Here is a 25,038-nt window from a genome sequence, read left to right on the forward strand (position 1 = left end):
CGGTCAGAACGTGAGCGTCGTCTCGTGGTCGGCCGCCACGCGGGCGACGGCGCTCTCGTCGTCCATCGACGCCCAGTCGGCCAGGTCCGAGTCGTCGATGCCGCGCGCGTCACAGCAGGCCCGCAACGCGACGGCATCGGCGAGGGCGTCCGCCTCGCGCAGGGTGTCGACCGTCCGCCCGACCGTCGGCAGGCCGGATGCCTCGATGGCGTGCAGATCGGTCGACTCGGTCAGCAGAGTGACGCCGTCGGCCATCGCGACGAACGACACGTCTTCGCCGTCGAGTACCGCCCCCTTCGCGGCGACGAACGGCAGTGCCGCCTCCGGCTCTTCGGGGCCGGCCGTAAGCAACAGGAACATGGACACACCGAGAGCCGTCGGAGACATATATCCCTCGTCACGCGGCGGGAGACGGGCCGCCCCGAGGCCCGCGCTCAGCCGGCGGCGAGGACGTTCAGTTCGGGGACGGCGAAAAAGAGGACGAGAATCGACGTGAGGACGACGAAGTAGGGGAGGGCTGCCCGGGCGATACGGATGTAATCGATGTCGGTGATGCTGCTCATGATGTAGAGGTTCAGGCCGTAGGGCGGGGTGATGAAACCGATGGCGTCGCTGATCATGAAGATCACACCCCACATGAGCGGCGAGATGCCGAGGGCGAAAGCCGCCGGCGCCAACAGCGGCGCGGTGAGGATCATGTTGGGAATGGAGGCCAGGATCGAGCCGCTCAGCAGCATGACGACGAGGAGCGCGGCGCCGACGAGAACGGGCGCGTCGAGCGCCAGAATCGCGTCCGAGACGGCGTCCTGCAGGCTCAGAAACGAGAGGCCCTGCTGGATCATGATCGACGTGATCAACACCGGGATGATGATGCCGACGAGGTAGACGGTGAGCTGGACCGCCTCCACGACGAAGTCGAAGTCGTCGATGTGGCCGGAGAGGAACTCCGCGGTGACGACGAAGAGGATGGCGATGGAGGCGGATTCCGAGGGCGTGAAGATGCCGGTGAAGATACCCCCGAGGAGCAGGACGATGGCCAGCAGGGAGTTTCGCGCCCGCAACATCGACCGGAGGATGGCGGTGAGGCTGAACGAGTACTCGGTCGTGCCGTAGCCCTGCCGGTGGGAGATGACCGTCGCAGTGACGATGAGCCCACCGAGCATCAGGAGACCGGGAAGGATGCCCGCGACGAACAGGTCGGTGACGGAGAGGTTGAACGTGACGCCGTAGAGGATAAAGAGGACGCTGGGTGGGATGATGATCCCGAGGGTGCCACCCGCGGCGATGGTGGCGGCGCTGAAGACGGGGTCGTACCCTTCCTCGTTCAGTTCGTCGGTGAAGGCCTCCCCGACCGACGCCGTCGTCGCGGCGTTGGAACCGGTGATGGCCGAGAAGACGCCGGCGGTGACGAGGGCGGTGTTCGCCGAACTGCCCGGGAGCCACCCCGCGACGGCACGGGACATCTCGACGATGTCCCGCGCGATGCGCAGTTGGTTGACGAGGGCGCCGACCAGAATGAACAGGGGGACCGCAGTCAGCGGGAACGTCCACAGCTGGTAGTACGAAACCAGCGCCATGTTCCGCAGGCTGAACACCGGGAAAAACAGCGAGAAGCCGATGGCCCACGTCGAGAACACCAGCAGGATTGGAACGCCGATCACGAACATGACGGCGGCGAGGACGGTCAAGCCGACGAGGGCGACGCCGGGGTCGACGCCGGCGACGCTCGTCTGCAGGGCGGGGATCACTCGCCCACCACCTCGTCGTCGGCGTAGGTGATATCCTCACCGTGTCGGAACGCGTGTGTCACCCAGAGCATCTGCTCGACGACCCGAAAGAGCACGAGTCCGACACCGACAGTCACCGCCAGATACGTCACGGCGTCGGGAATCCGCGTCCCCGTGATCGTCGCGCCACGGGACAGGAAGCTGCCGAAGACGGGGAGGGAGTAGACGAACACCACGCCGGCGAAGGCGACCCAGCACAGCCACTCGACCCAGTAGACGAGATAGCGGCCGGTGTTCGATAGCCCGGAGATGACCATGGTAAAGCGTAGGTGGTCCTCGTTGCGGATCACGTAGGCCACGGAGAGCCAGGCGACCCAGACGAACATCCCGATTGCGCTCTCCTGTGCCCAGAGGGCCTGTTCGCCCGTCAGGGTCCGCTGGATGACCGCGAAGCCGATCACGAGACCGTAGACGACGAGGAGCGTGCCGCCGAGGTAGAGTTCGGCGTTGCGTTCGAACCGCCCGATTCGCGTCTCCTCCAGGCGCTTCGGGTCGAGGGCCGTGCGGACGTACCGGCGGAGTGTGGAAGCCATCGGCGACGGTTAGATCAGGTCCAGATAGTCGTCCCACCAGGCGTCCAGGGAGAAGTTCTCGGCGTCGTCGGGGACGCCGCTCTCCCGGGCGAGGCCGTGCAGACGGTCGAAGAAGCCATCGGTGAACTCGCCGTGGACCCGGTCGATGGCGTCGGCGTAGAGATCACGGTTGTCGACGGGGTCGACCGGTGCCCGCCACTCGTCGAGTTGGCTCTCGCTCAGCCAGTTGACCTGCACCGGCCCGCCGTCGGGACCCCCGGTGTGGAAGTTCGAGCCCTCGACGGGGGCGTCGGAACTCAGCCCCTGGAAGCGCTCGTACGTCCGGTCGGCGCGCTGGATGCTCCGCTCGGCGAGGTCGCCCGTCACCTCGGCGAAGGCGGCGCGTTCGGACTCCGAGAGCCCCTTGAGGAAGTCGACGCGACACCAGATCGGGTCGAGACCGGGCGCCCACTGGGTCAGCGTCACCTGCGCGGTGATCGACGTGATCTGGGCCGCGACGGCGTAGGGTGGGATGATCTCCAGACCGTCGACGACGCCGGATTTCATCCCCTGGAGCGTGTCGGCGAAGGAGATGGTGATCGGATTCATCCCGAGTTCGTCGAACGCCGTCGAGATCACGTCGCTCTGGGTGGTGCGGATCTTTCGACCCTCGAAGTCGGCCGGCGAGGTCACCGGCGACCCCGGGTCGCTCCCGGTGCCGACGAGGTGGGCGCGGTAGCCCGGCGGGTCGAATCCGACCGGGAGCACGCCGTACTTCTTCGCGAACGGCACCCAGTACTCCTCCCAGGTGGTCGGGTGGACGAAGCTGTACCCGATGGACGCGCGCTGGTGGACCGGGAAGGTGTAGGGGATGCTCCAGATTTCGTTCTCCGGCCAGATCTTCGCCGAGTTGGCGACGGAGCTACTGCCGAGCTGGATGACCTGCGATCCCAGCTTCGACATGCAGGACTGCTCGCTGCAGAGTTCCTGACTGCCGATCAGCGCCAGATCCGGGGCGTCGGATCGCTCGTCGAGGCGGCGCTCGAGTTCGAAGACCGGATACACCAGGCCACAGCCCTCGGGTCCCTCGGGGAGGGGTCCGTCGAGGTTCCAGCAGGTCGTGTCGGGGTTCTGGGTGCCGGCCCAGCGGGCGGTGGTGCCGCCGCCGCTGCCGCCTCCGGTACCGGTGTCGGTGTCGGTAGCGCCGTCGCCGTTCCCGCCGACGCAGCCGGCGAGGCCGCCGAGCGCGCCGAGTGGCGCCATCCGCAAGAGGGTTCGTCGCGAGTGATTCGTCGGCTCGGTACGGTCGTCCGTGGGTCCGTCTGTGGTCATTGGCTGTGAGAGGCGTGTCGTCGCTCCCGGGCCCCGTCGAACGACGGGTGGGAGCCGAACGGAAATCGAGCGTCTGTCGTCGGCTACGAGCCGCTACGGGCCACCGGGTCATTCCTCTATCCGCCTCGACACCATTTTCCGAGAGCCGTGACGCCGCGCGGGCGCGTCGAGGGTCGCGGCAGCGGCAGGGAGTGACCGTATCGACAAGGATAGGCAGTGTAATTCGAAGACACACTAATCCAGAACGTTACTCGCCGTTCGTGGCCCGAGTGGACGCAGAGCCCGCTGGTGCGTCGCTGGTAGAAGTTGGCAAAACTTGCACGCCGACGAGCCGGGTACTACTAACTGGCAGTACGTAGTAGCGGTGGGCATGGCCGAGTTCGGCGCCCTCTCGCTCGTCCCCCCACTGTTCGCCATCGGACTGGCGGTCGTCACGCGAAAGGCGGTGCTATCGCTCTTTCTCGGCGTGTGGTCCGGTGGGGTCATCTACACGGGCGGGGTGGGCCTGAGTCAGACGTTCGACTGGATCGTCGCCGCTATCGGTGAGAGTACCTTCCACGCCCAGATCATCATCTTCACGCTGTTGCTCGGATCGGCGGTGGCGATGATCTGGCAACTCGGCGGCTCCCACGCGGTGCGAAACTGGGCCATCGCCCACCTCGACAGCCGCCGGAAGGTGGGGGTGGCGGCGTGGCTCCTGGGGCTCCTCCTCTTTTTCGACGACTACGCCAACACGGCGGTCGTCGGGAGCACGATGCGCGACGTCTCCGATCACCTGCGTCTCTCCCGGGAGAAGCTCTCCTACCTCGTCGACTCGACGGCGGCGCCGGTGGCGACCCTCGCCATCTCCTCGTGGGTCGCGTTCCAACTCTCCATGATCGAGTCGGGGTACGGAGCGACCGACCTCGCCGCGAGCGAGATACCCAACGCGTTCGCCATCTTCCTACAATCGATTCCGTACAACACCTACGCCATCCTCTCCATCGCCATGGTCGGTATCGTCGTGTTGAGCGGGCGCGACTACGGCGAGATGCTCGCGGCCGAACACCGGGCCGCGACGACGGGGAAGGTGACCCGCGACGACGCACGACCCATGCAGGACGTCTCGGCCGAACTCGGCGACCCCGACGTCGAGGATCCGGAACTGCTCGCGTTCTTCCTGCCCATCGGGGTGTTGATCGTCGTCACGCTGGGGTCGGCGCTCTGGACCGGCTACAGCCCCGGCTCGTCGCTCTACGAGACGATCATCGGCGCCGACTACGCGGTGGCGCTCATCTTCGGCTCCTTCGCGATGGTCGCTTCGACGTACGCCATCGGCGTCGGCACGGGACGTCTCTCGCTCGGCGAGAGCGTCGACACGACCATCGACGGCTTCGGCATCATGCTGACCGCGGTGACCATCCTCGTCCTCGCGTGGTCCATCGGCAACGTCGTCGAGGCGCTGGGCACCGGGGAGTACGTCGGGGGCATCGCGGGCCAGGTGCTCGACCCCGCGCTGTTGCCCGTGGTGGTGTTGTTCACCGCCGCCTTCATCGCCTTCTCGACCGGGAGTTCCTGGGGGACGATGGGGATCGTGACGCCCATCGCCGTCCCCGTCGCCTGGGACCTGGCCGGGAGCCACGCCATGGTGGCGGCCATCGTCGGGAGCGTCTTCTCCGGCGCCATCTTCGGCGATCACGCCTCGCCCATCTCGGATACGACCGTCCTCTCGGCGACGTTCACCGGCGCGGACCTGATCGATCACGTCCGCACCCAACTGTACTACGCCGTCACCGTCGTCGTCGTCGCGTCCCTCCTGTTGCTCGTATGGGGGTACACCCGGGTGAACCCCTGGCTGCTCCTCCCGGTCGGCGTCCTCGCACTCGTCGGACTCGTCTACGGCCTGTCGACCCTCGACGCCCGGCGTCGGGGGATCGATCCGACGGGTGCGGACGAGGCGGCCGTCGAGACGAGCGAGGCCGCGGGTGATCTCGGGACCGCCGACTCGGGAGCGCCCCCCACCGACGACGGCTGATACGGATCGCCGTAACTGGTTACCGATGGTTCGGCGGGCCGGGTCGGCGACTCGCCGGACTGACGTCCAACCGTCCGTACGAGACCCGGTCAGGCCGGTTCGAACTCGTGGATCGGCCAGTCGCGTTCGTGCTGCCGAGCCATCGCCAGTTCGTCGTCGGCCGGCGGCCGGGTGGTGAGTCGCACGCGCATGTCGATGGTCGCGTCGGCGTAGGGGACGGTCAGGCGGCCGGTCAGGCGCGCGCCGGTGTCGAGTTCGACGACTGCGATCGTGTAGGGTGCGCGATCCGCGAGCGCCGGCGGCGGCGTGCGGACCTCGGTGTAGGTGACGACGTCGCCGGTCCGCGGCTGTGGCTCGGCACGCAGGTTTCGGCCCCCGCAGGCGTAACACGCCGGTCGCGGCGGGATCAGGTGGACGCCACAGTCCCCACAGACCGCGGCCAGTAGGTCGCCGTCGGCGAGCGCCGCGAAGAACCCGGGGAGGGTGAAGGGACTGTCGGCGGTGTACTCGTCGGGACTGTGCGGCACCGGCGTGGGAGTGGTGTCGTCAGACATGGGTGAGGACGTGGGCGACGGTGACGGCGTCGGCGACGCCACCCTCGTTGATCAGCAGGCCGGTCGTCGCGCCGTCGACCTGTCGCTCGGGCGTCGCGGCGCCCGTGAGCTGTTCGTACACTTCGACCGCCTGGGCGAGGCCCGTCGCACCGATGGGGTGGCCGCGGGCCTTGAGGCCGCCGCTCGTGCTCAGGCGTGTTCTAGTCCAGCCGTCCGACCGCTCGGCGGGCGGGAGCGCGCTCTCGTAGCCCCGGCCGCGCGGCGCCAGCCCCGCCGCCTCCGCGAGGAGCGCCTCGGAGACGGTGAAGGCGTCGTGAACCTCCGCCACGTCGACGTCGGCGGGCGAGACGCCGGCCTCGTCGTAGGCCTGCGTCGACACCTCGTGGGCGCCCTCGACGAACGTGAGGTTTCGTTCCGCGACGGCGATGTTGTTCGCCCCGGCGGCGACGCCCGCGACGCGGACGGTGTCGCCCGGGAGCGTCGCGGCCACGTCGTCGCTCGCGACGAGGACGACGGCGGCGCCGTCGGTGACCGGCGCGCAGTCGTACAGTTTCAGCGGCGGCGCGACGTAGTCGGAGTCGAGGACCGTCTCGACGTCCACCTCGCGTCGGAACTGCGCGCGCGGGTTGGCGACGGCGTTGGCGTGGTTCTTCACGGCGATTCGGGCCAGGTCCCGCTCCGTCGCGTCCGTCTCGTGCAGGTATCGCTGGGCGAGGAGGGCGTACTGGCTCGGCGCCGTGACACCCGACCGGACTTCGAGCGCACGGTCGAAGGCGGCCGAGAGCGCGGTCGTCGCACCGGCGGTTCCCCCCGCCGTCATCTTCTCGACGCCGCAGGCGAGGACGGCGTCGCGGCGCCCGCTCCGCACGTCCTCGACGGCGTGGCGGAGGGCCATCGCGCCGGCGGCGGCACAGCCCTCGACCCGCTCGGCGGGGACGTGGCGCAGGCCGGCCCACTCCGCGAGGAGCGTCCCGTACATGATCTGGCCCTCGTAGGACTCGGACTGGTTGCCGACGTACACGGCGTCGACGACGTCGGCGGGGTCGGGCAGCCCCTCGAACGCCTCCGTGAGAGCGGCGCCGAACAGGTCCCGGCCCGTGAGGTCGGTGCGGCCGAACGGGGAGGTGCCGACGGCCGCGATGTATGGGTCGGTCACACGGGGGCCGTCACGGCCCAGCGAGTTAATCCTATAGGATCGTTTGGAACGGTTTGCACGCCCGATGGCCAGACGGCGTGCGATCGGGCGTGCACTGACTTACAACGCGACGATGGACGGCGCTCACCGCGCGTCGAGTCGGTCCGCGAGGATGTCGAGGGCGTCGTCCAGCGAGGGCCGCTCGCGTTCGGCGCGGCGAAGCGCCGCCATCACCGTCGGATCGATCGGCGGCGAGCGGACGACGTGGGCGCCGCCGGTGGCCGTCGTTCGGTGTAGCCACCGGACGGCCGCGCGGGCCGGCGTCCAGCCGACGTCGGTCAGCGCGACGGCCGTCCGCCACGCCCAGGACCGGCCCTCGGTCATCGAGACGAGGGAGAGCGCCTCGTCGAACCGGCCGAGCGTGGCGTCGACGGTCGACAGCCCCGGGGCGTAGAGGTCGACCAGCGCCTCCTGTTGGGCGTCGACGAGGCCGGCGAGGACGGCGTCGATCCGTCGGTGGTCCGCGCGCTTCCGGGCGCGGTGCGGGTCGATGCCGAGGTCACGGAGCGTCAGCGCGAGGTCGTAGTTGATGTGGGCGTTGATGCCGAGAAACGCATCCTGGGCGACGAGGGCGTCGCCCGCCACGGCGGTGCCGAAGGCGACGCGCCACGGAACCGGGACGGCGTCGTGCGCGCCGCGTTCGAACGCCAGAAAGGCCCGCCGGTAGTAGTCCGCGAACGTCACCGTGTACCGACGCATCCACGGGGGGTCGACGAACCGACCGTCGGCGATGGCCGCCCGGACGGCGCCGGTCATGCGGGTGTAGATGGTCAGGAAGACGGCCCGTCGGTCGCCCGCGGCGCGCAACCGGGTTTCCAGGTCGCGCAGGCGCTCGTACACGTCGTCGACGGTGTCGAACGGACGATCCAGGCGGTCGACGAGGGCCGGGTCCGTCTCGTGGTTGGGGAGCTGTGTCGGGGACGTGCGGAGGGAGACCAGGGTGGCTCGGACGCGTCGGGCATCGAGCAGTCGGGCCATCGCGGCGTAGCCGGCCATCGAGTGTCGGGGAGGCGGGGCGCGACGAAATAGGTGGCGGCGACGGCGAGTGCGAGGACGGGAGCGCGGGGCGTGACACCAGCGGAACCCCTTTGGTGGCCGGGTCCCCACTGTCGCGTCGAGATGGACGAACGGATCCGGGTGTTGCACGTCGACGACGATCCGGCGTTCTCGACGATGGCGGCGCAACTCCTGGAACGGGAGGACGAGCGGTTCGTCGTCGAAACCGCGGCGGGAGCGAACGACGGGATGGACCGTCTAGATGACGGCGGGATCGACTGTGTCGTCTCGGACTACGACATGCCCGGACGGAACGGCATCGACTTTCTCGAAGCTGTCCGCGAGGCCCACGGCGACCTCCCCTTCGTCCTCTTCACCGGGAAGGGAAGCGAGGAAATCGCGAGCGAGGCCATCTCCGCCGGCGTCACCGACTACCTCGAGAAGAGCGCCGGCACCAGCCAGTACGCCGTGTTGGCCAATCGGCTCGCGAACGCGGTCGATCAGCATCGCTCGCGGCGGGAACTCGAAGCCAGCCGCGAGCGCCTCTCGCTGTTCTTCGAGCAGTCGCCCCTCGGCGTCGTCGAGTGGGACGAAAACGCCGAAATCGTCCGTGCCAACGGCGCCGCGGCGGGGATTCTCGGCTACGACCGGGCGGAACTGATCGGCTCGTCGTGGGAACGGATCGTGCCCGACGACGACCGGAGACGGGTGGGCGAGCGGATCGACCGGTTGCTAGAGCGCGGATCGGGGTTCCAGCTCGTCAACGAGAACGTCCGGGGGGACGGCGAGCGTGTCGTCTGTGAGTGGCACAACCGTGTCGTGACCGACGCCGACGGCGCCCCGGTCGGCATCTTCTCACAGTTTCAGGACGTCACCGAGCGCCGGGAGCGCAAGGAGCGTCTCCAGCGGACGACGGCCCGTCTCGAAGCCCTCTTCGAGAACTCGCCGGACATGATCAACGTCCACGACACCGACGGTACCGTCATCGACCCGAACCCCCAGTTGTGCGAGAAGACGGGGTACGACGCCGCGGAACTCACCGGGATGAAGGTGTGGGACCTCGACGAGCGGATCGATCCGGACGAGGCACGGACGGTCTGGAAGGAGATGGACGTCGGCGACAGACGGCGTCTGGAGGGCGTGTATCGCCGTCGAGACGGGTCGACGTTTCCGGTGGCGGTCCACGTCAGACGCCTCGACATGGAGGGCGAAGACCGGTTCGTCGTCATCAGCCGTGACGTCTCCGAGCGAAAGGCACGCGAGGAGGACCTGGCGGCGACCAAGGAGCGACTGGACACCGTCGTCTCGAACGTCCCGGTCGTCCTCTTCGCCCTCGACGCCGACGGCGTGTTCACGCTGTCCGAAGGTCGGGGGCTGAGTACGATCGGTCTGGAACCGGACGAAGTCGTCGGCGAGTCGGCGTTCGAGCGGTACGCCGACCAGCCGGCGGTGATCCAGGCCCTCGAGCGCGTCTTCGACGGCGAGGAAGTGAGTATCGTCCAGCGAATCGAGGGCCGGTTCTACGAGACGGCCTACCAGCCCGTGTTCGACGACGACGACACCGTCTCGGGAGCCATCGGCGTCGCCACGGACATCACCGAGCGTCGGCGCCGAGAGCGGGAGCTCCAGCGACAGAACGACCGCCTGGAGGACTTCGTCGGCGTCGTCTCACACGACCTGAAGAACCCGCTGAGCGTGGCCGACGGGCGGGTAGAACTGGCACGCGAGGAGTGTGAGAGCGACCACCTCGACAGCGCGGCGACCGCTCTGGAGCGGATGGACGAACTGATCTCGGACCTGCTCCAGCTGGCGCGGGACGGGACGCGAGTGAACGAAATCCGGACCGTGTCGCTCGCCGACGCCGTCGACGAGTGCTGGGGGACCGTCGAGACGACGGGCGGAACGCTCGTCGTCGACGCCGACCAGGCCATCCGCGCCGATCCGGGTCGGCTCCAACACCTCCTGGCGAATCTCCTGCGGAACGCCGTCGAACACGGGTCGACGGGCGACCAGCCGACGGGGAGTGACGCTCCGGAGCGCGACTCCGGCTCCACGGGCGGCCGGGCGGAAGTCGCGGACGACACGGTGACCGTCACCGTCGGCATCCTCGACGAGGGAACGGGATTCTACGTCGAAGACGACGGACGGGGAGTCCCGGAGGAGCGGCGGGCGCGGATCTTCGGGAGCGGCTACTCGACCGCGGCGGAGGGAAGCGGATTCGGGCTGGCAATCGCCGAGGAGGCCGCCGAGGCCCACGGCTGGTCCATCGCCGTGACCGAGAGCGCGGCTGGCGGTGCTCGCTTCGAGATTACGGACGTCGACGTCGTCGAGTGAGCGGTCGGCCTCACCGCTCGACCGTCGCGAGGACGGCGTCGATGCGGTCGACGGCCTCGTGGATGGCGTCGGCGTCGGTCGCGTAGGAGAGACGGAGGTAGTCGGCTGCCTGCTCGCCGAAGTCGGCACCGGGCGTGACCGCCACACCCGCCTCCTCCAGGAACAGATCCGCCACGTCGAACGCGTCGCCGGGTAGGTCGCTCACGTCGGCCAGCAGGTAGTAGGCTCCCTGTGGAGTGTACCCCGGATCCAGCCCCCACTCGGAGATGGCCTCGACCAGCAGGTCGCGACGCTCGCGGTAGGTCTCCCGGATGGCGTCCAGTCGCTCCGGGGGCGACTCCAGAGCGGCGACGCCCGCGTCCTGAACGAAGTTGGGCGCACAGATGAGCAGGTTCTGTGCGAGGCGGTTCACCGCGTCGACGAGGTCCGGAGGAACGATCAGCCACCCGAGTCGCCACCCCGTCATGGCAAACCGCTTCGAGAAGCCGTTCAGAACGACGGCGTCGTCCGTGTACTCGAGGACGGTGTGTTCCGCCACGTCGTAGGAGAGCCCGTGGTACACCTCGTCGACGACCGGCGTGGCGTCGTGGTCGGCCGCGAGGGCGACGAGGTCCGCGAGGGTGTCGCCGTCCATCACGGCGCCCGTGGGGTTGGCGGGCGAGTTGAGCAAGAGCGCCCGGGTGTCCGCGCCCATCGCTCGCTCGAACGCCGGCACGCGGGGGCGGAAACCGTCGGCGGGCCGGAGCGGTACCGTCTCGACGCGTCCCCCGACCGTCCGCACGAAGTTCGGATAGCAGGCGTAGTGGGGGTCGGTGAGGACAACCTCGTCGCCCGGGTCGACGAGGGCCGCCATCGCCAGCAACAGGCCGGGCGAGGACCCGGGTGTGACGACGACGCGGCCGGGGTCGACGTCGACGCCGTACTCGCGGGCGTAGTGGGCGGCGATGGCCCGCCGGAGAGCCGGCTTGCCCCGCGCGGCAGTGTAGTTCGTGTTGCCGGCCCGCACCGACTCCACGGCCGTCTCGACGACCCGGTCGGGCGGGGAGAAGTCCGGTTCGCCCACCTCCAGGTGGATCACGTCATCCAGTTCGTTCGCCCGCTCTAGCACGTCCATCGCCAGAAACGGGGTCACGTCGGCTGCGCGCTCGGAGACCATCGGTGACAGGGGGATACGACGAGGGGACGGGAATACGCACCGATTGCCGGGCGCTACTCCAGGTAGCCCAGGTCGGCGAGTCGGTCGCGGGTCTCCGCCCCGATTTCCAGGTTCTCGAGGACTTCGTTCGCCTGCCCGTGGTTCTCTTCGATGGCTTCGAGGAGTTGGATGGCCGTTCGAAGTTTGAAACGGGCCTCCTCGTCGGTCGTATCCTGCAAGACGGCGTCGAGTAGTTCCTGAACCCGTTCGATGGTTGTGGTGGTCATACACAATATCGGTTCGACTGGCGTATAGGTGGCGTCGACGATTCTCAAAACGTTGGACCGGGCGACGGATCGACGCGAGGTGACAGAGGGATGGCCGTTCGGGAGAGTTACTCGTGGGCGACTGGATCAACACCCTGACGGAGTGGCGCCACACCGATGACAGCCACGCCGTCGCCGACACGTCGAGCGACGCTCGGTCCGGCCGAGCGGCACCCACTGTGTCACGTTCGCGTCACCCACCGGCTGCGGGGCCGACCTTGTACAGCCCACCCGTCGGGCCGTCGCCGCCGTCGAGGTGTGCCTCGGACGCACGGTCGGTGAAGTAGACCGCACCGTCGACGACCGTCGGTGCGCTGGTCACGTAGCCGACGCCGTCGACGGTCCAGCGGGCCTCGCCCGTCAGTTTCTCCAGGGCGTAACAGGTCCGGTCGTAGGAGCCGACGAGGACGTGATCGCCGGCGACGGTCGGACAGCCGATGATCGACCCGTCGGTGTCGAACGTCCACCGCGTGTTCCCGGTCACGGCGTCGAGCGCGTGGAGCCGCGAGTCGTGACTCCCGACGTAGACGGTGCCGGTCGCCGCCTCGACCGCCGGCCCGGACATCACCATATCCCCGGTTTCGGCGGCCCACTCCCGTGCCCCGTCGTCGAGGGCGACCCGGTAGACGTGCTCGTCCCACGATCCGAAGAAGGCGCTCCCGTCGTAGGTCGCGATGGGGCCCTTGATCGCGTCGCCGGTCGAGAACGACCACGCGAACGTCAGGTCCGGATACGTCCACGCGTACAGGGTGCCGTCGTTCGAGCCGACGACGAGGCGTTCCGTCTCGCGGTCGAGCGCGCACGTCGAGTGAGGGTGATCCGTCGGCCGGTGGTCCGCCCAGACCACCTCACCGGTGACGGCGTCGACGCCGAACATCGCGCCGCTCGGGTCGTAATACTCGACGGCGATGTAGACGGTGCCGTCGTGATACCCCGGACTCGATCCGATGGCGTCGCCGAGCACCCGCCGCCAGAACCGCTCGCCAGTCCCGAGGTCGAACGCGTAGAGCGCGCCGTCGTAGGCACCGACGTAGACCGTTCCGTTGGCGACGACGGGCGTGCCGTGAATCCCCCGGGCCGTCTCCTCGACGGCGGCCGTCCAGACGACGTCGCCGTCCGGGTTCACCCGCCGCACGTCGCCGGCGTCGCCGGGAACCACGAGATCACCCTCGGGCGTCGCGACGGGACTCGCCTTCGCCGCCGTGTGGTCGCCCGTGTTCACGCCACGGAGCGTCCACTCGACGCGTGGCTCCGCGGGGACCGTCGCGTCGGGGTAGACGCCCCGTCGGTGGAGGCCGCCGCGGAACGACGTCGTCGCCGCCGCCGACGCCGGGAGTCCGGCGTCGTCGATGCGGCCGGGGGTGGACGAGTCGAGACAGCCGGCGACGCCGCCGGTCGCTGCGAGGCCGATGGCGCCGAGGACGGCGCGTCGAGAGGGTGGCATATCGTGGGGAGTGGGCGGCGGCGGGTATAGTGGTGGGGGCGTCGCGAGGGCCGGCGCGACCGTAGTGGGTCGACGGAGCCGCGCGGCTGGAGGGGGCGAACGTCCGAAGGAACGGTCCCACCAGGCGGTGAGTGCCCGGGGTTCGAACACATCAGTTGGCAGGAGTGGTCGTCGCCGTCCGCGGTGACGAATGGGGCACCCCCGGCCGAACTCGCGTCGGGTCGCGATTCGAAGCAACTAACCGATTCGGAACCGCCCAACGAATTCGTGACACAACGACTCACGGAACGGACCGCAGTAGTGACCGGCGCGGCGTCCGGAATCGGCCGGGCCATCGCAAAGCGGTTCGCCGAGGAAGGAGCCGGCGTCGTCGTGGCCGACACGCGCGAGAACCCCCGCGAGGGTGGCACGCCGACACACGAGAGCATCGTCGCGGACGGGGGGACGAGTACGTTCGTCAGGACCGACGTCTCCTCGGTTGCCGACGTCGAGCGCGCCGTAGCCGAAGCGAGGGAGACGTACGGGAGCCTCGACGTCATGGTGAACAACGCGGGCATCTTCCCACCACAGACGGACATTACGAACGTCGACGAGGAGACGTACGATCGGGTCATGGACGTCAACCTCAAGGGCGTCTACTTCGGCTCGAAGGTGGCAATCGACGCGATGCAGGAGCAAGGCGACGGGGGTGCAATCGTCAATCTCTCGTCGATTGCCGGGCTCGCGGGCTACGACCGGTCGTCGGCGTACTGCGCGTCGAAAGGCGGCGTCGCGAACCTGACCCGCGAACTCGCCGTCGAACAGGGACCGCACGGGATTCGGGTGAACGCCCTCAACCCGGGCATCATCGAGACGGCACAGACCCAACAAGACGAGGAGGAAGTCATCGGCGAGTACACCGACAGCATCCCGCTCCGGAGGGACGGCCGACCGGAGGACGTCGCCGACGCCGCCGTGTTTCTCGCGAGCGACGAGGCGGGCTACATCACCGGCCACAACCTCGTCGTCGACGGCGGCTACATGGCGGAGTGACCGCCGGCCGGAAGCCGTCGCCGGTCAGTACATCGCCGAGCCGCCGTTCGGGTCGAGCGTCTGGCCCGTGAAGAAGCTCGCGTCGTCGCTCGCGAGGAACACCGCTGCCGGCGCGACTTCCTCCGGTTCGCCCACCCGCTGCATCGGGATGTCGGCCTCCTCTTCTTGCCGTTCCGGCGAGACGTCCTCGGTTAGCATCTCCGTCTCGATGGGACCCGGCGCGATGGCGTTGACGCGAACGTCCGGCGCCGCTTCCCGGGCGACGGCCCGGGTGAACGCTATCATCCCACCCTTGGAGGCGCTGTAGTGGGCGAGTTCCTCCGCCCCGAGATGCCCGAGGTCGGACGTGACGTTGATGATTCTCCCCGAACCCGCCGCCTGCATGTCGTCGAGCGCACGACGCGTGCAGAGAAACGTCCCGCGAAGGTTGGTGTCGAGAATCCGGTCCCACTCGTCGACGGACATGTCGGTCACGCGGGCGTGGGATAGGACCCCCGCGTTGTTCACCAGGACGTCGGGGCTACCGAGTCGGTCCCGGACGGTATCGAACAGTTCGTCGACGGCGTCCTCGTTCGAGACGTCCGCCTGGACGGTCGTCACGTCCGTTCCGGGAGGCGCGGCGTCGCGGGCTTCGTCCGCAGTCGCCGCCGCGGCGGAGTCGTTCGAATAGTAGTTTATCGCCACGTCAGCGCCCTCCCGGGCGAACGCGACGGCAATTGCACTCCCGATACCGCGGGAGGCACCGGTTACGAGTGCGCTGCTGCCGGCCAAGCGGCCCCGTCCGTTCTCGGTGTCGTGTATCATATGTCAGGTAGGTCGGGAGAACTGCTGTTCGGCGTCAGTCCTCGGCGTACGTCTGTCCGGGCTGGTTCGTTGCGTTACCGAACATCTCGGGTGAGTCGGTGTGGTCGTGGCTCGGGTCGTGTTGGCGCTCGTAGGCATCCAGCGAGGTGTCGGCCGGCTTCCACACGTACGAGCCGACGACGATGGCGGTGGTGGAAAGGAGGACCGACGGCACCCAGTTGACCGTACTCCACATCGAGGCGACGAGGCTGAGTCCGAAGGCGTCGGACGTAAACGCCAGTGGGTTCCCGAACTGGTAGAGGAGGATGTACGTGACCAGCCCCACCGTAATCGAGAGCATGGTCGCCTTCTCGTTGGTCTGTTTCCAGTACACCCCGAAGATGAGCGGAGGCACGAGCGTCACGAAGATGAGGTCGAACGTCAGCACCGACAGGAACAGCGCCTTCTGGAAGTAGGCCGCGAGGAGTGCGCCGACGAGCGCCGAGAAGCCGATCAGGATGCGCGAGTAGAGCATCAGCCGGTCGTCCGACGCGTCCGGGTTGATGACGTCGAGGTAGCCGTTCTTCAGGAGGCAGGCGGTGCCCGCCACGTACGCCGAGTCGAGGGTGGACATCGCCGCCGCCCCAATCGACGAGAGGACGATGCCCCCGATGACCGGATGCATCTCGCTGTCGATGTACTGGATGAACAGCCGCTCGGCGTTTTCGGGATTCGAGTAGAGCGGCTGGAGCGCTTCGCCGATGAACCCGGGCAGGAAGCCGACGATGACGATGATCGTTCCGGCGACGAGCATCGCCTTCCGCGCCGTGTCCGGGCTGTCGGAGCCGGCGACGCGCTGCCCGATGTCGGCCGCGGGCAGGTCGCCCACGGCGAACACGATGAAGAACGCCCAGAACGTGGTCCCGCTGGCGGTGAGCAGGTGCGGGACGTTCCAGTGGCTCGTGCCACCGAGCGTCCCCCAGCCGACGTCGCCGAACAGCAGGAACGCACCGAAGAACAGGCCGGCCAGCCCGATGAACGCCTGCAGTGTGTCGGTGTAGGCGACGGCCCACAACCCACCGAGCATACTGTACAGCGCCGTGATGGCCGCGGTGATGAACACGGCCGTCGTGAAGTCGATGTTCAGAACGGCGGCGACGATATACGCCCCGCCCGTGGTGAGTGCGCCGACGAGGAAGATGTTGAACGCCACCCACATCAACACGCCGGCGTACGCGCCGATTATCTTGCTCTCCCCGAATCGACGGTAGTAGTAGTCGCTCATCGTCCACCCGCGGAGACGGCGAAGCGGCTTCGTCCAGATGATGCCGCCCAGGATCATCGTCGAGCCGAGACCCGTGAGGACGGCCGTCGCCTCCCAGCCGCCCGTGTTGAAACCGAGGCCGACGGCGGTGAAAAAGTACGTCGCGGTCAACAGGCTGGCGATCAGGCTCCCGGTAACGAACGGAAGCGGGAGTTCGAATCCGGCGACCAGCAGGTCCTCGGGCCCGTCGATTTTGCCGTAGGAGTAGACGGCGATGCCGAGGACGAAGAGGAGGTACACCACATAAATGCCGGTCTTGATGTCGAATGCCATCGCTACGTCCTCCGTTTCGTCTCGATGGGGCCGGCTTCCCCGACGTTCCCGTCAGCCGGACGAGCCGAGTCGCTTACGGACGATCGTACTCCCTGCTCGTGAGGCCACGCCGGTACTGACCCCCGTGGTACATTGCCACCACTGCTCATGGTACGACACCACAATGAAAACACCCTTACTTAAATATACTGATGCAGATGACGTAAATGCGAAAATTGTTGCGCGTATAGGAATATTGTGCTACCTCTATCTACATGGATGAAAATTGTTCAGCCATCGAGAGCCGCACAGAGACCTCGAACATGACGTTCGCCGCTAGAGTGGCGGTCGTCCCGGACTGGTCGTCGTACGGCGGCGCGACTTCGACGAGGTCGAATCCGACGAGGTCGACCCCGTGGAGTTCGCGCGTCAACCGCAGAATTTCGCGGGACGTGAATCCGCCGGGCATGGGCGTCCCCGTCCCGGGAGCGTACGCGGGGTCGATGGCGTCGACGTCGATGGTCGCAAACGTCGGTCCCTCGACCCGGTCGTGGATGGCCGCGCCCAGTCCCTCGATGCCCGCCTCGACCGCTTCCTCGATGGTGTAGTACTCGATGCCCGACGCTTCGAAGCGCTCCACGTCCTGTGGGCCGTACAGGCCGCCGCGGTCCCCGATGCGAATCGACGTCTCCGGGTCGATCAATCCTTCTTCGATAGCCGTGTGGAACGTCGTCCCGTGGTTGTGGCTCTTGCCGAAATACTCCGTCCACAGGTCCGAGTGGGCGTCGAACTGAACGAGCGACACCGGCCCGTGTTCGTCCGCGAGAGCGCGCAGTACCGGCAGCGTCGTGGAGTGATCGCCGCCCGCGATCGCGGGCAGTACGTCGTGGTCAAGGACGTACGCGACGCGTTCCTGAATCGCCTCGAACGTGTCCTCGATGTAGCCGGGAACGACGGGGACGTCGTCGTGGTCGACGAGCGCGTACTCCTGGAGGTTCGTTCCCGTCACCGGATTGGACGGCTTGAGGAGGGTCGAGGCTTCGCGAATCGTGCGCGGACCGAACCGGGCACCCGGTCGGTAGGTGGTGGCGTCGTCGAACGGGATGCCGAGGAACGCCGCGTCGGCGTCGGTGTCAGTGTCGCTCAAATCGTGCACGTGGGACGCACGCATGAACGACGCGACGCCCGCGAACCGGGGGACCTCCTGTGAGTCGATCACCTCGTCCTCCCGTCGGGGAAGGTCGGCCGGTCGGCACGGTCGAACAACCGCCGTACATGTGTGTCGGACACAACCATACTTCTCGCCATATGTAGAAATCGTGCTACTGAATCGTTCCGTGAGAGGCCGATCGGCGAAACGCTGCTCGTAGTTCTTTCTGATACGGGTGAAGCTATACGCAGCGATGATAATTCAGTCGGAGAGCATCTAGTACGGTCTGTCGGCGCTACTCCGGAACGACGTCGCCCCACTCGTGTGCGATGCCCTCGACGAGGGTGTCGAGGACGTCGTCCACGACGCGTTCGCCAATCTCGGGGGTCGCGTACGTCGCCTTGTAGTACGCGCCGGTCGACGCGATCTGGTCGTCGCGAGCGGGTTTGACCACGTACGGCGGCGCCCGGTCCGGCCCGTCGTCGACGACGCGGTCCTCGCGGACGAGTTCCGGACGGAACTGCATCATGAGCGCCGTCTCGACGACGCCGGCGTGTTCGGTCGCCCATCCCGGGAATCCTCCGGGCACCTCGCTGAAGAGGTCGTCCCGCACGTCGGGCGAGAGGAGGTCCCACCAGCTCGCGATGATGAACTCGCCGTCGCCTTCTTCGAGATGCAGGTCCACTGCCTCGCGGAGGAAGTACTCGTTCTCGTAGTGGCCGTTGAACGCGACGATGTTCGTCGCCCCGTCGGCGACGAGGTCACCGACGACGTCACCGAACAGTCGCCGGAGTGTCTCCCCGTCGAGGTTCGTCGTGCCCGTGAAATCGGCACCCCCGCCGCTGCCGGCCTGCGACTTGAACCCGTACGGGAGCGGGGGGGCGACGAGGCCGTCGACGCGCTGGGCCGCCCGCTTCGAGAACTCCGTGGCGATGACCGTATCGACGTTGAGCGGGAGATGTGGACCGTGCTGTTCCGTACTCCCCACGGGGACGAAGACGACGCTTCCATCCACGTGATCGGCGAACTCCTCCCACGTCAGCTCACCCATCTCGACCGAACAATATTCAGTCATGCACGGGCCATCTCGCTTGACTGTCATCACTCTTTCCGAAGGATGGCCACGCACGGCCCGGAACGAAACGCCTGTCTCGGGCTACCTCGACCGAACGTCGCGCGCACGGGGCCACCGAACGAGAATGGAAACTATCCAATCACGTCGTGTGTTTGTGATATTTCGTTGGATTATGGCTCGACCGCGGGCGATTCACGACAGCCCCGGCCGGTCCCGACGGAGTGACGGAGAGCAGAAACTATACGATCGTTCGGGGAGACGGCTGTCGAAATGTCTTGGTATCTGCTCTTCCTGGCCGGGTTGTTCGAAATCGGGTGGGCGATCGGGCTGGAATACTCCGACGGACTCACTGAACCGTTACCCACACTCGGGACCGTCGTCGCCATCGTCGTCAGCTTCGTCCTGCTCGCCCAGGCGATAAAGAACCTCCCTGTGGGGACGGCGTACGCGGTCTGGACCGGCATCGGTGCCGTGGGGACCGCGACGCTCGGAATCGTCCTCTTCGACGAACCGGCCACACTCACTCGTATCGCGTTCCTCGGCGTCATCGTCGTCGGTATCGTCGGGCTCCATCTCACGTCGGGCGGACACTAGGGTTCGCTCGCGGCACCGAATGCCGGAGCGGCGGCTCACGGGTGAACGACGGCCGCAGAGAAGTAGTCCCACCAGGATTCGAACCTGGGTCGAAGCCCCCAGAAGGCTTCAGGATTGGCCGCTACCCCATGGGACTCTGCATCCGTCAGTATCGGTCGGGTCCTTGTAAGCGTTGCGAGTTTCGGCGCCCGGGACCGGCATCTACTTGGGGGTCAGGTGTCCACGGCCGCACATGTACGTCGGACGCTTCATCGTCGTCGGCCCGGGAGTCGGTGCCTACCGCGTGTCCTCCCGATCCTTCCCGAACCGTCGGATCGTCGACCGTGAGGGCACCCTGACCGTCGCGCCCACGCCGGACGCCCCCGAGACGGACAACCCCTACGTCTCCTACAACTGCGTCCGGGAGAGCGAGGGGCGGGCGGTCCTCGGCAACGGCTCCCACGTCGATCCGGTGACGGAGAAACTCGACATGGGCTACCCGGCGCGGGACGCGCTGGCGACGGCGCTGCTCTCGCTTGACTACGAGAAGGACGACTACGACACCCCGCGGATCGCGGGCGTCGTCGCGGCGGAGACGGCGACGGTGGGCATCGTCCGGCGGGACGCCCTGGTGGTCGAGGACGTGTCGGAGCCGACGCTCGTGGCCACCTACGAGGAGGACGACCCGCGGGCGTTCGAGTTCGCGGCCACGGACGCCGACGCGGCGGCCCGCGAGGCCTACGATTTGGACTTCGAACACGCCGTCTGCGCGGCGGGTGTCGCCGTCGACGACGCGGTGCGGACGGCGGTGGTCAACGGGGCCGACTAGTCGGGGACGCACATCCCCGAACGGCGGCGGAGGGATCGAATCCACGACAACGACTAACAGGTACGGCCGGCAAGGGGGTGACATGCGACTGGGCGTACTCGCCGACATCCACGGGAATCGGATCGCCCTCGACGCCGTCCTCGACGACATGCCGTCGGTCGACGGGGTCGTCTGCGCCGGCGACGTGGTCGGCTACAATCCCTGGCCGGCCGCCTGCGTGGAGGCCGTCCGCGACCGGGAGATACCGACGGTGATGGGAAATCACGACCGAGCGGTCGCCCGGGATACGGGCTTTCGCTTCAACGCGATGGCGGCCGCGGGCGTCGAGTACGCCCGCGACCGACTCGACAGGGACGCGCTGTCGTGGCTGGCCGGCCTGCCCGCGGAACGGGCCGCCGCGGACGGGCGGGTGAAACTCGTCCACGGTCACCCCGAGGATCCGGACCGGTACACCTACCCCGACGAGTTCTCCGCGGCGATGCTCGACCGCGAGGACCTCCTCGTCACGGGCCACACGCACGTCCAGGGTCACCGGACCTTCGACGCGGGCGTCGTCATGAACCCGGGGAGCGTCGGCCAACCACGGGACGGCGACCCGCGAGCGGGTTACGCTGTGGTGGAGTTAGGTTCGGGAAGCGGCGGCGACGCGGTGACAGTCGAGGAGCGCCGCGTCGAGTACGACGTCGACGCCGTCGTCGATGCGGTACGGGAGTCGGGACTGCCGGAGCGGATCGGGACGCGGCTGTACGAGGGACGCTAGACCGGCGGACGGCGGTCGACGGGGGCGACGGCCGCCGCACCGCCGACGCACGACGCGCCGAGACCGACGAGCGCACGGCCGTTGCCGTCGTGCGGGCCGGGAACGGATGGCGTGAGAACCGATCCGGTGGCCGGCGATTTCAGATCGTCTGCTGCTGGACGATTTCCAACGTCTCCTCGCGGTCCTCCCAGCCGACGAAGATGGCGACGGAGGTGGCCGAGGTGATGAGGTCGTGGATGTTGATGCCGGCCTCGGAAACCGGCTGGACGATGTCGAGGATGATACCGGGGCGGTTCGGGAGTTCGCCGCCCGTGACCCGGATGACGGCGAACTGGCTCTCGACGGTGACCGAGGAGAGCGTGTCGTCGTCGACGACCTGTTCGTGGAGGACGTATTCGGCGTCCTCGGCCAGGTCCTCGTTGACGTAGAAGGTGACCGAGTCCATGCCGCTGGCGACGGCGTCGATGTTGATGTCCTCGTCACGGAGCGACTGGGCGAGGTCGGCGAGGATGCCCGGCCGGTTCCGCAGGGCACGGCCCGCGACGGTGATGCAGGCGAGCGGTTCGTCCTGCATGTCGATGAGGTTCTGGAACTGGCCTTCGATTTTCGTGCCGCCGGTCAGCAGGTCCCCGTGCTGGTAGTGGACGACCCGAACCGTCAGCTCCTCGTCCTTGTAGGAGAGGGCGCTCGGCGCGACCACTTCGGCGCCACGAAAGGAGAGGTTCCGGAGTTCGTCGACGGTGATGTTGCCGACGTTGCGTGCGCCCTCGACGACGCGTGGGTCGCCGGTCATGACGCCCTCGACGTCGGTGACGATGACCACCTCGTCGGCGTCCATGAATTTGCCGAGCATCACGGCGGTGGTGTCGCTGCCGCCGCGCCCGAGCGTCGTCACCTTGCCGTCGATAGTCTGGGCGAGAAAGCCCGTGACGACGGGGACGACGTGGTCGAGTTCGTCCGCGAGCGCCTGGGCGCGTTTCAGCGTCTCCTCGGCGTCGACCTCGCCGAACTCGTCGGTGATGATCGGCCAGGCTTCGGACCCGGGTTCGACGAACGTCGCGTCGACACCCCGGGAAGAGAGCGCCGCCTTCAGCATCCGGACACTCGTCCGTTCGCCCATGCTGACGATCTCCGCGCGGTCCGTATCCTCCGCCTCGAAGGTGATCTCCTCCAGGAGTTCGTCGGTCGTCGAGCCCATCGCGCTCGCGACGATCGCGATTTCGTGACCCTCCTCGACGGCCTTCGCGACGGTGTCGGCCGCTCGTTCGATGCGGTCGCCGCTACCGAGCGAGGTGCCGCCGAACTTCGCTACTACGCGCATCGTGGGGCCTCCCCGGGGTCCGACCGGTACGCAATCATGCGAGGGGGTAGCGAGATGGACGGTAATAACTGTGTTCACTCGCCACGCCGGAGTCGCCGATGGACGACACCCGCAGGAGCCCTTTTGTAGACAGAAGTCAATATGATAACACTTGGAGCCGTCACAGATGAGCGAGCAAGACAACGTCAAGACGATCTGTCCGTACTGTGGGGTGGGGTGTGGCATCGCAGTCACCGAAGAGATGCGATTCGCGCCGTGGGGTGACGCGCCGGTCAACGAGGGGCGCATCTGCATCAAAGGTGGGGCGGCGACGGAGGTGATTCAACACGAGGACCGGCTGAAAACCCCGCAGATTCGCGGTGAAGACGGCGAACTCCACGAGGCGACGTGGACGGAAGCCTACGACCGGGTGGTGAGCGAGATGGAACGCATCCGCGACGAACACGGACCGGACGCGATGGGGTTTTTCGGCTGTTCGAAGGCGATGAACGAGGAGAACTACCTCCTCCAGAAGCTCGCGCGGCGGTACGGGACGAACAACGTCGACAACTGCACGCGGATGTGCCACGCCTCGACGGTGTACGCCCTCCGACGGAGCCTGGGTGCGGGGGCGATGACCAACAGCATGCAGGACCTGATGGAGGCGGCCGACGTGCTGTGGATTCAGGGCGCCAACCCGGCCGAGCAACACCCCATCGCCAACAGCGTCTACTTCCGGCAGGCAGTACTGGAGGGAGCGACCGTCGTCCAGGTCGACCCGCACGCGAACAAGACGACGCGCTCGTTCGACATCGAGGGGACGGAACGACACGTGCACCTCCAGTTGAATCCGGGGACCGACATCCCACTGCTGAACGTCGTCATCAAGACGGTGTTGGAGAACGACTGGATCGACGAGGACTTCGTCGAGGCGCGGACGGAGGGGTTCGACCACCTCGTGGAGACGCTCGAAGACTTCGACGAGCAAGCGGCCGCCGACGTCTGTGGCGTTCCGCTGGCGGACATCGAACGCGCCGCGGAGGTGTACGCCACCGCCGAGAACGCGACCATCTTCACGGGGATGGGGATGAGCCAGCACACCTGCGGCGTCGACAACGTCCAGAACGAGATCAACCTCGCGCTCGTCACGGGGAACGTCGGCCGTCCGGGGACGGGCGTCAACCCCTTGCGCGGCCAGAACAACGTGCAGGGCACCTGCGACGTGGGTGCGATGCCGAACACCCTGCCCGGCTACCAGAACGTCGAGGACGACGAACTTCGGGCCACGGTAGAGGAGGTGTGGGGCTTCGAGGTGCCGTCGAAGGCGGGGCTGACGAACGTCGAGATCTCGCACGAGGCCGGGCGGTCGGTCCACGGGCTCTACGTGATGGGCGAGAACCCGATCATGAGCGAACCGGACGCCAACGAGGTCGAGAAACGGCTGGCCGAACTGGAGTTTCTGGTGGTGCAGGACATCTTCCCGACCGACACCGTCGCCTACGCCGACGTGGTACTCCCCGCCACCTCGTGGGCCGAACGCGGCGGGACCGTCGCCAACACGGACCGTCGCGTCCAGCGGATGCGCGGGATCGGGACGGTGTACGAGGGGACGAAACACGACCTCGACATCCTCCGTGAGGTGGGGACGCGGCTGTTCGGCCCCGACGGTGGCTTCGACTTCGAGGGACCGGAGGAGGTGTTCGAGGAACTCCGGCAGGTGTGTCCCATCTACCACGGCATGACCTACGACCTGCTCGGCGAAGAGGGCCTCCACTGGCCCTGTCTCGAACCCGGCGACGAGGGCGACCCGTACCTCTACGAGGAGGAGTTCACGACGTCGAACGGCCTGGGCTACATCGAGGGCGTCCGTCACCAGCCGCCGAAGGAGGTACCCGACGAGGAGTACCCCCTCGTTCTCACGACCGCACGCCTGATCGAACACTACAACACGGGAACGATGAGTCGGCGGTCGCCGACCCTCAACCGTCAGCATCCCGAGAACTTCGTTGACGTGCATCCCGCCGACGCCGAGCGGTACGGTATCGAAGACGGCGACGCCGTGACGCTCCGGTCGCGACGGGGCGAAATCGAGGTGCGGGCGCAGGTGACCGAGGATATCAAGGAAGGCACCGTGTGGACGACACCCCACTTCGCGGCGTCGTCGGCCAATCGACTCACGAACGACGTGCTCGACGAACGTGCGAAGATTCCGGAGTACAAAGTCGCGGCCGTCGCCATCGAGGCCAGCGACGGTGAGGGCGGGAGCGAGGCGACGGCGGCCGACGACTGAACGGGCGCGAGCGGACCGACGGCGGAACGGACACACCGCCC

22 protein-coding genes and 1 tRNA gene are annotated in these 25,038 nt (G+C 67.6%); 7 read left to right on the plus strand and 16 right to left on the minus strand.

The genetic code is table 11. From position 1 onward, the window contains the following. Positions 1 to 3: 3 nt before the first annotated feature. From V8686_RS03460 to dctP, 4 genes are all read right to left on the minus strand, one after another. Complete coding sequence (locus V8686_RS03460) at positions 4 to 360, minus strand: DsrE family protein (protein ID WP_379702562.1); 357 nt, start codon at positions 358 to 360, stop codon at positions 4 to 6. A gap of 74 nt (positions 361 to 434) precedes the next feature. Next, the gene (locus tag V8686_RS03465) at positions 435 to 1,748 is read right to left on the minus strand and encodes a TRAP transporter large permease (protein WP_379702563.1); all 1,314 of its coding nucleotides are present in this window, start codon (positions 1,746 to 1,748) and stop codon (positions 435 to 437) included. Next, positions 1,745 to 2,320 carry a TRAP transporter small permease gene (locus V8686_RS03470; RefSeq protein WP_379702564.1) on the minus strand — a complete coding sequence of 192 codons (576 nt, stop codon included), beginning with the start codon at positions 2,318 to 2,320 and terminating at the stop codon, positions 1,745 to 1,747. The genes V8686_RS03465 and V8686_RS03470 overlap by 4 nt, the downstream gene beginning before the upstream one ends. Before the next feature lie 9 nt (positions 2,321 to 2,329). Then, positions 2,330 to 3,562, minus strand: coding sequence for a TRAP transporter substrate-binding protein DctP (dctP, locus tag V8686_RS03475; RefSeq protein WP_379702565.1), 1,233 nt, complete (start codon positions 3,560 to 3,562; stop codon positions 2,330 to 2,332). A gap of 439 nt (positions 3,563 to 4,001) precedes the next feature. Here dctP and V8686_RS03480 point away from each other — a divergent pair, with 439 nt between their 5' ends. After that, entirely contained in the window at positions 4,002 to 5,645 is a 1,644-nt protein-coding gene (locus V8686_RS03480; protein ID WP_379702566.1) for a Na+/H+ antiporter NhaC family protein, read from the plus strand. Between the two features lie 89 nt (positions 5,646 to 5,734). Here the strand turns inward: V8686_RS03480 and V8686_RS03485 are convergent, their stop codons facing one another. From V8686_RS03485 to V8686_RS03495, 3 genes are all read right to left on the minus strand, one after another. Then, positions 5,735 to 6,199, minus strand: coding sequence for a Zn-ribbon domain-containing OB-fold protein (locus tag V8686_RS03485; protein WP_379702567.1), 465 nt, complete (start codon positions 6,197 to 6,199; stop codon positions 5,735 to 5,737). Further along, complete coding sequence (locus V8686_RS03490; protein WP_379702568.1) at positions 6,192 to 7,355, minus strand: thiolase C-terminal domain-containing protein; 1,164 nt, start codon at positions 7,353 to 7,355, stop codon at positions 6,192 to 6,194. Before V8686_RS03490 ends, V8686_RS03485 begins: the two co-directional genes overlap by 8 nt. A 123-nt stretch (positions 7,356 to 7,478) precedes the next feature. Next, positions 7,479 to 8,390 carry a DUF5995 family protein gene (locus V8686_RS03495; RefSeq protein WP_379702569.1) on the minus strand — a complete coding sequence of 304 codons (912 nt, stop codon included), beginning with the start codon at positions 8,388 to 8,390 and terminating at the stop codon, positions 7,479 to 7,481. 123 nt (positions 8,391 to 8,513) lie between these two features. Here V8686_RS03495 and V8686_RS03500 point away from each other — a divergent pair, with 123 nt between their 5' ends. Further along, positions 8,514 to 10,724 (plus strand): PAS domain S-box protein, encoded by a 2,211-nt coding sequence (locus tag V8686_RS03500; RefSeq protein WP_379702570.1) that lies wholly within the window; start codon positions 8,514 to 8,516, stop codon positions 10,722 to 10,724. Positions 10,725 to 10,734: 10 nt separating this feature from the next. Here the strand turns inward: V8686_RS03500 and V8686_RS03505 are convergent, their stop codons facing one another. The 3 genes from V8686_RS03505 to V8686_RS03515 form a co-directional block, all read right to left on the minus strand. Continuing rightward, positions 10,735 to 11,880: a pyridoxal phosphate-dependent aminotransferase gene (locus V8686_RS03505; RefSeq protein ID WP_379702571.1), complete on the minus strand. Its 1,146-nt coding sequence runs from the start codon at positions 11,878 to 11,880 to the stop codon at positions 10,735 to 10,737. A gap of 53 nt (positions 11,881 to 11,933) precedes the next feature. Further along, positions 11,934 to 12,146 (minus strand): hypothetical protein, encoded by a 213-nt coding sequence (locus V8686_RS03510; RefSeq protein WP_379702572.1) that lies wholly within the window; start codon positions 12,144 to 12,146, stop codon positions 11,934 to 11,936. Positions 12,147 to 12,378: 232 nt separating this feature from the next. Continuing rightward, entirely contained in the window at positions 12,379 to 13,629 is a 1,251-nt protein-coding gene (locus V8686_RS03515; protein WP_379702573.1) for an outer membrane protein assembly factor BamB family protein, read from the minus strand. A gap of 267 nt (positions 13,630 to 13,896) precedes the next feature. On the opposite strand from V8686_RS03515, the gene V8686_RS03520 reads away from it, so the two are divergent. Continuing rightward, on the plus strand, positions 13,897 to 14,661 hold the full coding sequence (locus V8686_RS03520) for an SDR family NAD(P)-dependent oxidoreductase (RefSeq protein WP_379702574.1): 765 nt from the start codon (positions 13,897 to 13,899) through the stop codon (positions 14,659 to 14,661). Positions 14,662 to 14,685: 24 nt separating this feature from the next. Here V8686_RS03520 and V8686_RS03525 read toward each other — a convergent pair whose 3' ends face one another. The 4 genes from V8686_RS03525 to V8686_RS03540 all read right to left on the minus strand — a co-directional run bounded on the left by V8686_RS03525 (position 14,686) and on the right by V8686_RS03540 (position 19,245). Beyond that, on the minus strand, positions 14,686 to 15,465 hold the full coding sequence (locus tag V8686_RS03525) for an SDR family NAD(P)-dependent oxidoreductase (RefSeq protein WP_379702575.1): 780 nt from the start codon (positions 15,463 to 15,465) through the stop codon (positions 14,686 to 14,688). A 34-nt stretch (positions 15,466 to 15,499) separates the two neighbouring features. After that, positions 15,500 to 17,041 (minus strand): sodium:solute symporter family protein, encoded by a 1,542-nt coding sequence (locus tag V8686_RS03530; RefSeq protein WP_379702576.1) that lies wholly within the window; start codon positions 17,039 to 17,041, stop codon positions 15,500 to 15,502. A 250-nt stretch (positions 17,042 to 17,291) separates the two neighbouring features. Continuing rightward, the gene (gene speB / locus V8686_RS03535; RefSeq protein WP_379702577.1) at positions 17,292 to 18,239 is read right to left on the minus strand and encodes an agmatinase; all 948 of its coding nucleotides are present in this window, start codon (positions 18,237 to 18,239) and stop codon (positions 17,292 to 17,294) included. 226 nt (positions 18,240 to 18,465) lie between these two features. Continuing rightward, positions 18,466 to 19,245 (minus strand): creatininase, encoded by a 780-nt coding sequence (locus V8686_RS03540; protein ID WP_379702578.1) that lies wholly within the window; start codon positions 19,243 to 19,245, stop codon positions 18,466 to 18,468. A gap of 270 nt (positions 19,246 to 19,515) precedes the next feature. Between V8686_RS03540 and sugE the strand changes: the two genes are divergently transcribed. Further along, positions 19,516 to 19,839, plus strand: coding sequence for a quaternary ammonium compound efflux SMR transporter SugE (gene sugE, locus V8686_RS03545; protein ID WP_379702579.1), 324 nt, complete (start codon positions 19,516 to 19,518; stop codon positions 19,837 to 19,839). A 63-nt stretch (positions 19,840 to 19,902) separates the two neighbouring features. On the opposite strand, the gene V8686_RS03550 is transcribed toward sugE, so the two are convergent. Then, a tRNA-Gln gene (locus V8686_RS03550) sits at positions 19,903 to 19,975 on the minus strand. A 96-nt stretch (positions 19,976 to 20,071) separates the two neighbouring features. On the opposite strand from V8686_RS03550, the gene V8686_RS03555 reads away from it, so the two are divergent. Both V8686_RS03555 and V8686_RS03560 read left to right on the plus strand, forming a co-directional pair. Beyond that, positions 20,072 to 20,647, plus strand: a complete 576-nt coding sequence (locus V8686_RS03555) for an IMP cyclohydrolase (protein ID WP_379702580.1) — start codon at positions 20,072 to 20,074, stop codon at positions 20,645 to 20,647. A gap of 82 nt (positions 20,648 to 20,729) precedes the next feature. Continuing rightward, positions 20,730 to 21,407 (plus strand): metallophosphoesterase family protein, encoded by a 678-nt coding sequence (locus V8686_RS03560; RefSeq protein WP_379702581.1) that lies wholly within the window; start codon positions 20,730 to 20,732, stop codon positions 21,405 to 21,407. A gap of 139 nt (positions 21,408 to 21,546) precedes the next feature. Here the strand turns inward: V8686_RS03560 and V8686_RS03565 are convergent, their stop codons facing one another. Then, the gene (locus V8686_RS03565) at positions 21,547 to 22,728 is read right to left on the minus strand and encodes an aspartate kinase (protein ID WP_379702583.1); all 1,182 of its coding nucleotides are present in this window, start codon (positions 22,726 to 22,728) and stop codon (positions 21,547 to 21,549) included. 166 nt (positions 22,729 to 22,894) lie between these two features. Here V8686_RS03565 and fdhF point away from each other — a divergent pair, with 166 nt between their 5' ends. Next, entirely contained in the window at positions 22,895 to 24,997 is a 2,103-nt protein-coding gene (gene fdhF / locus V8686_RS03570) for a formate dehydrogenase subunit alpha (protein WP_379702584.1), read from the plus strand. The last annotated feature ends 41 nt before the right edge of the window (positions 24,998 to 25,038 follow it).

Origin of the sequence: Haloplanus litoreus (genome assembly GCF_045690335.1) — an archaeon.
GTDB lineage: Archaea > Halobacteriota > Halobacteria > Halobacteriales > Haloferacaceae > Haloplanus > Haloplanus litoreus.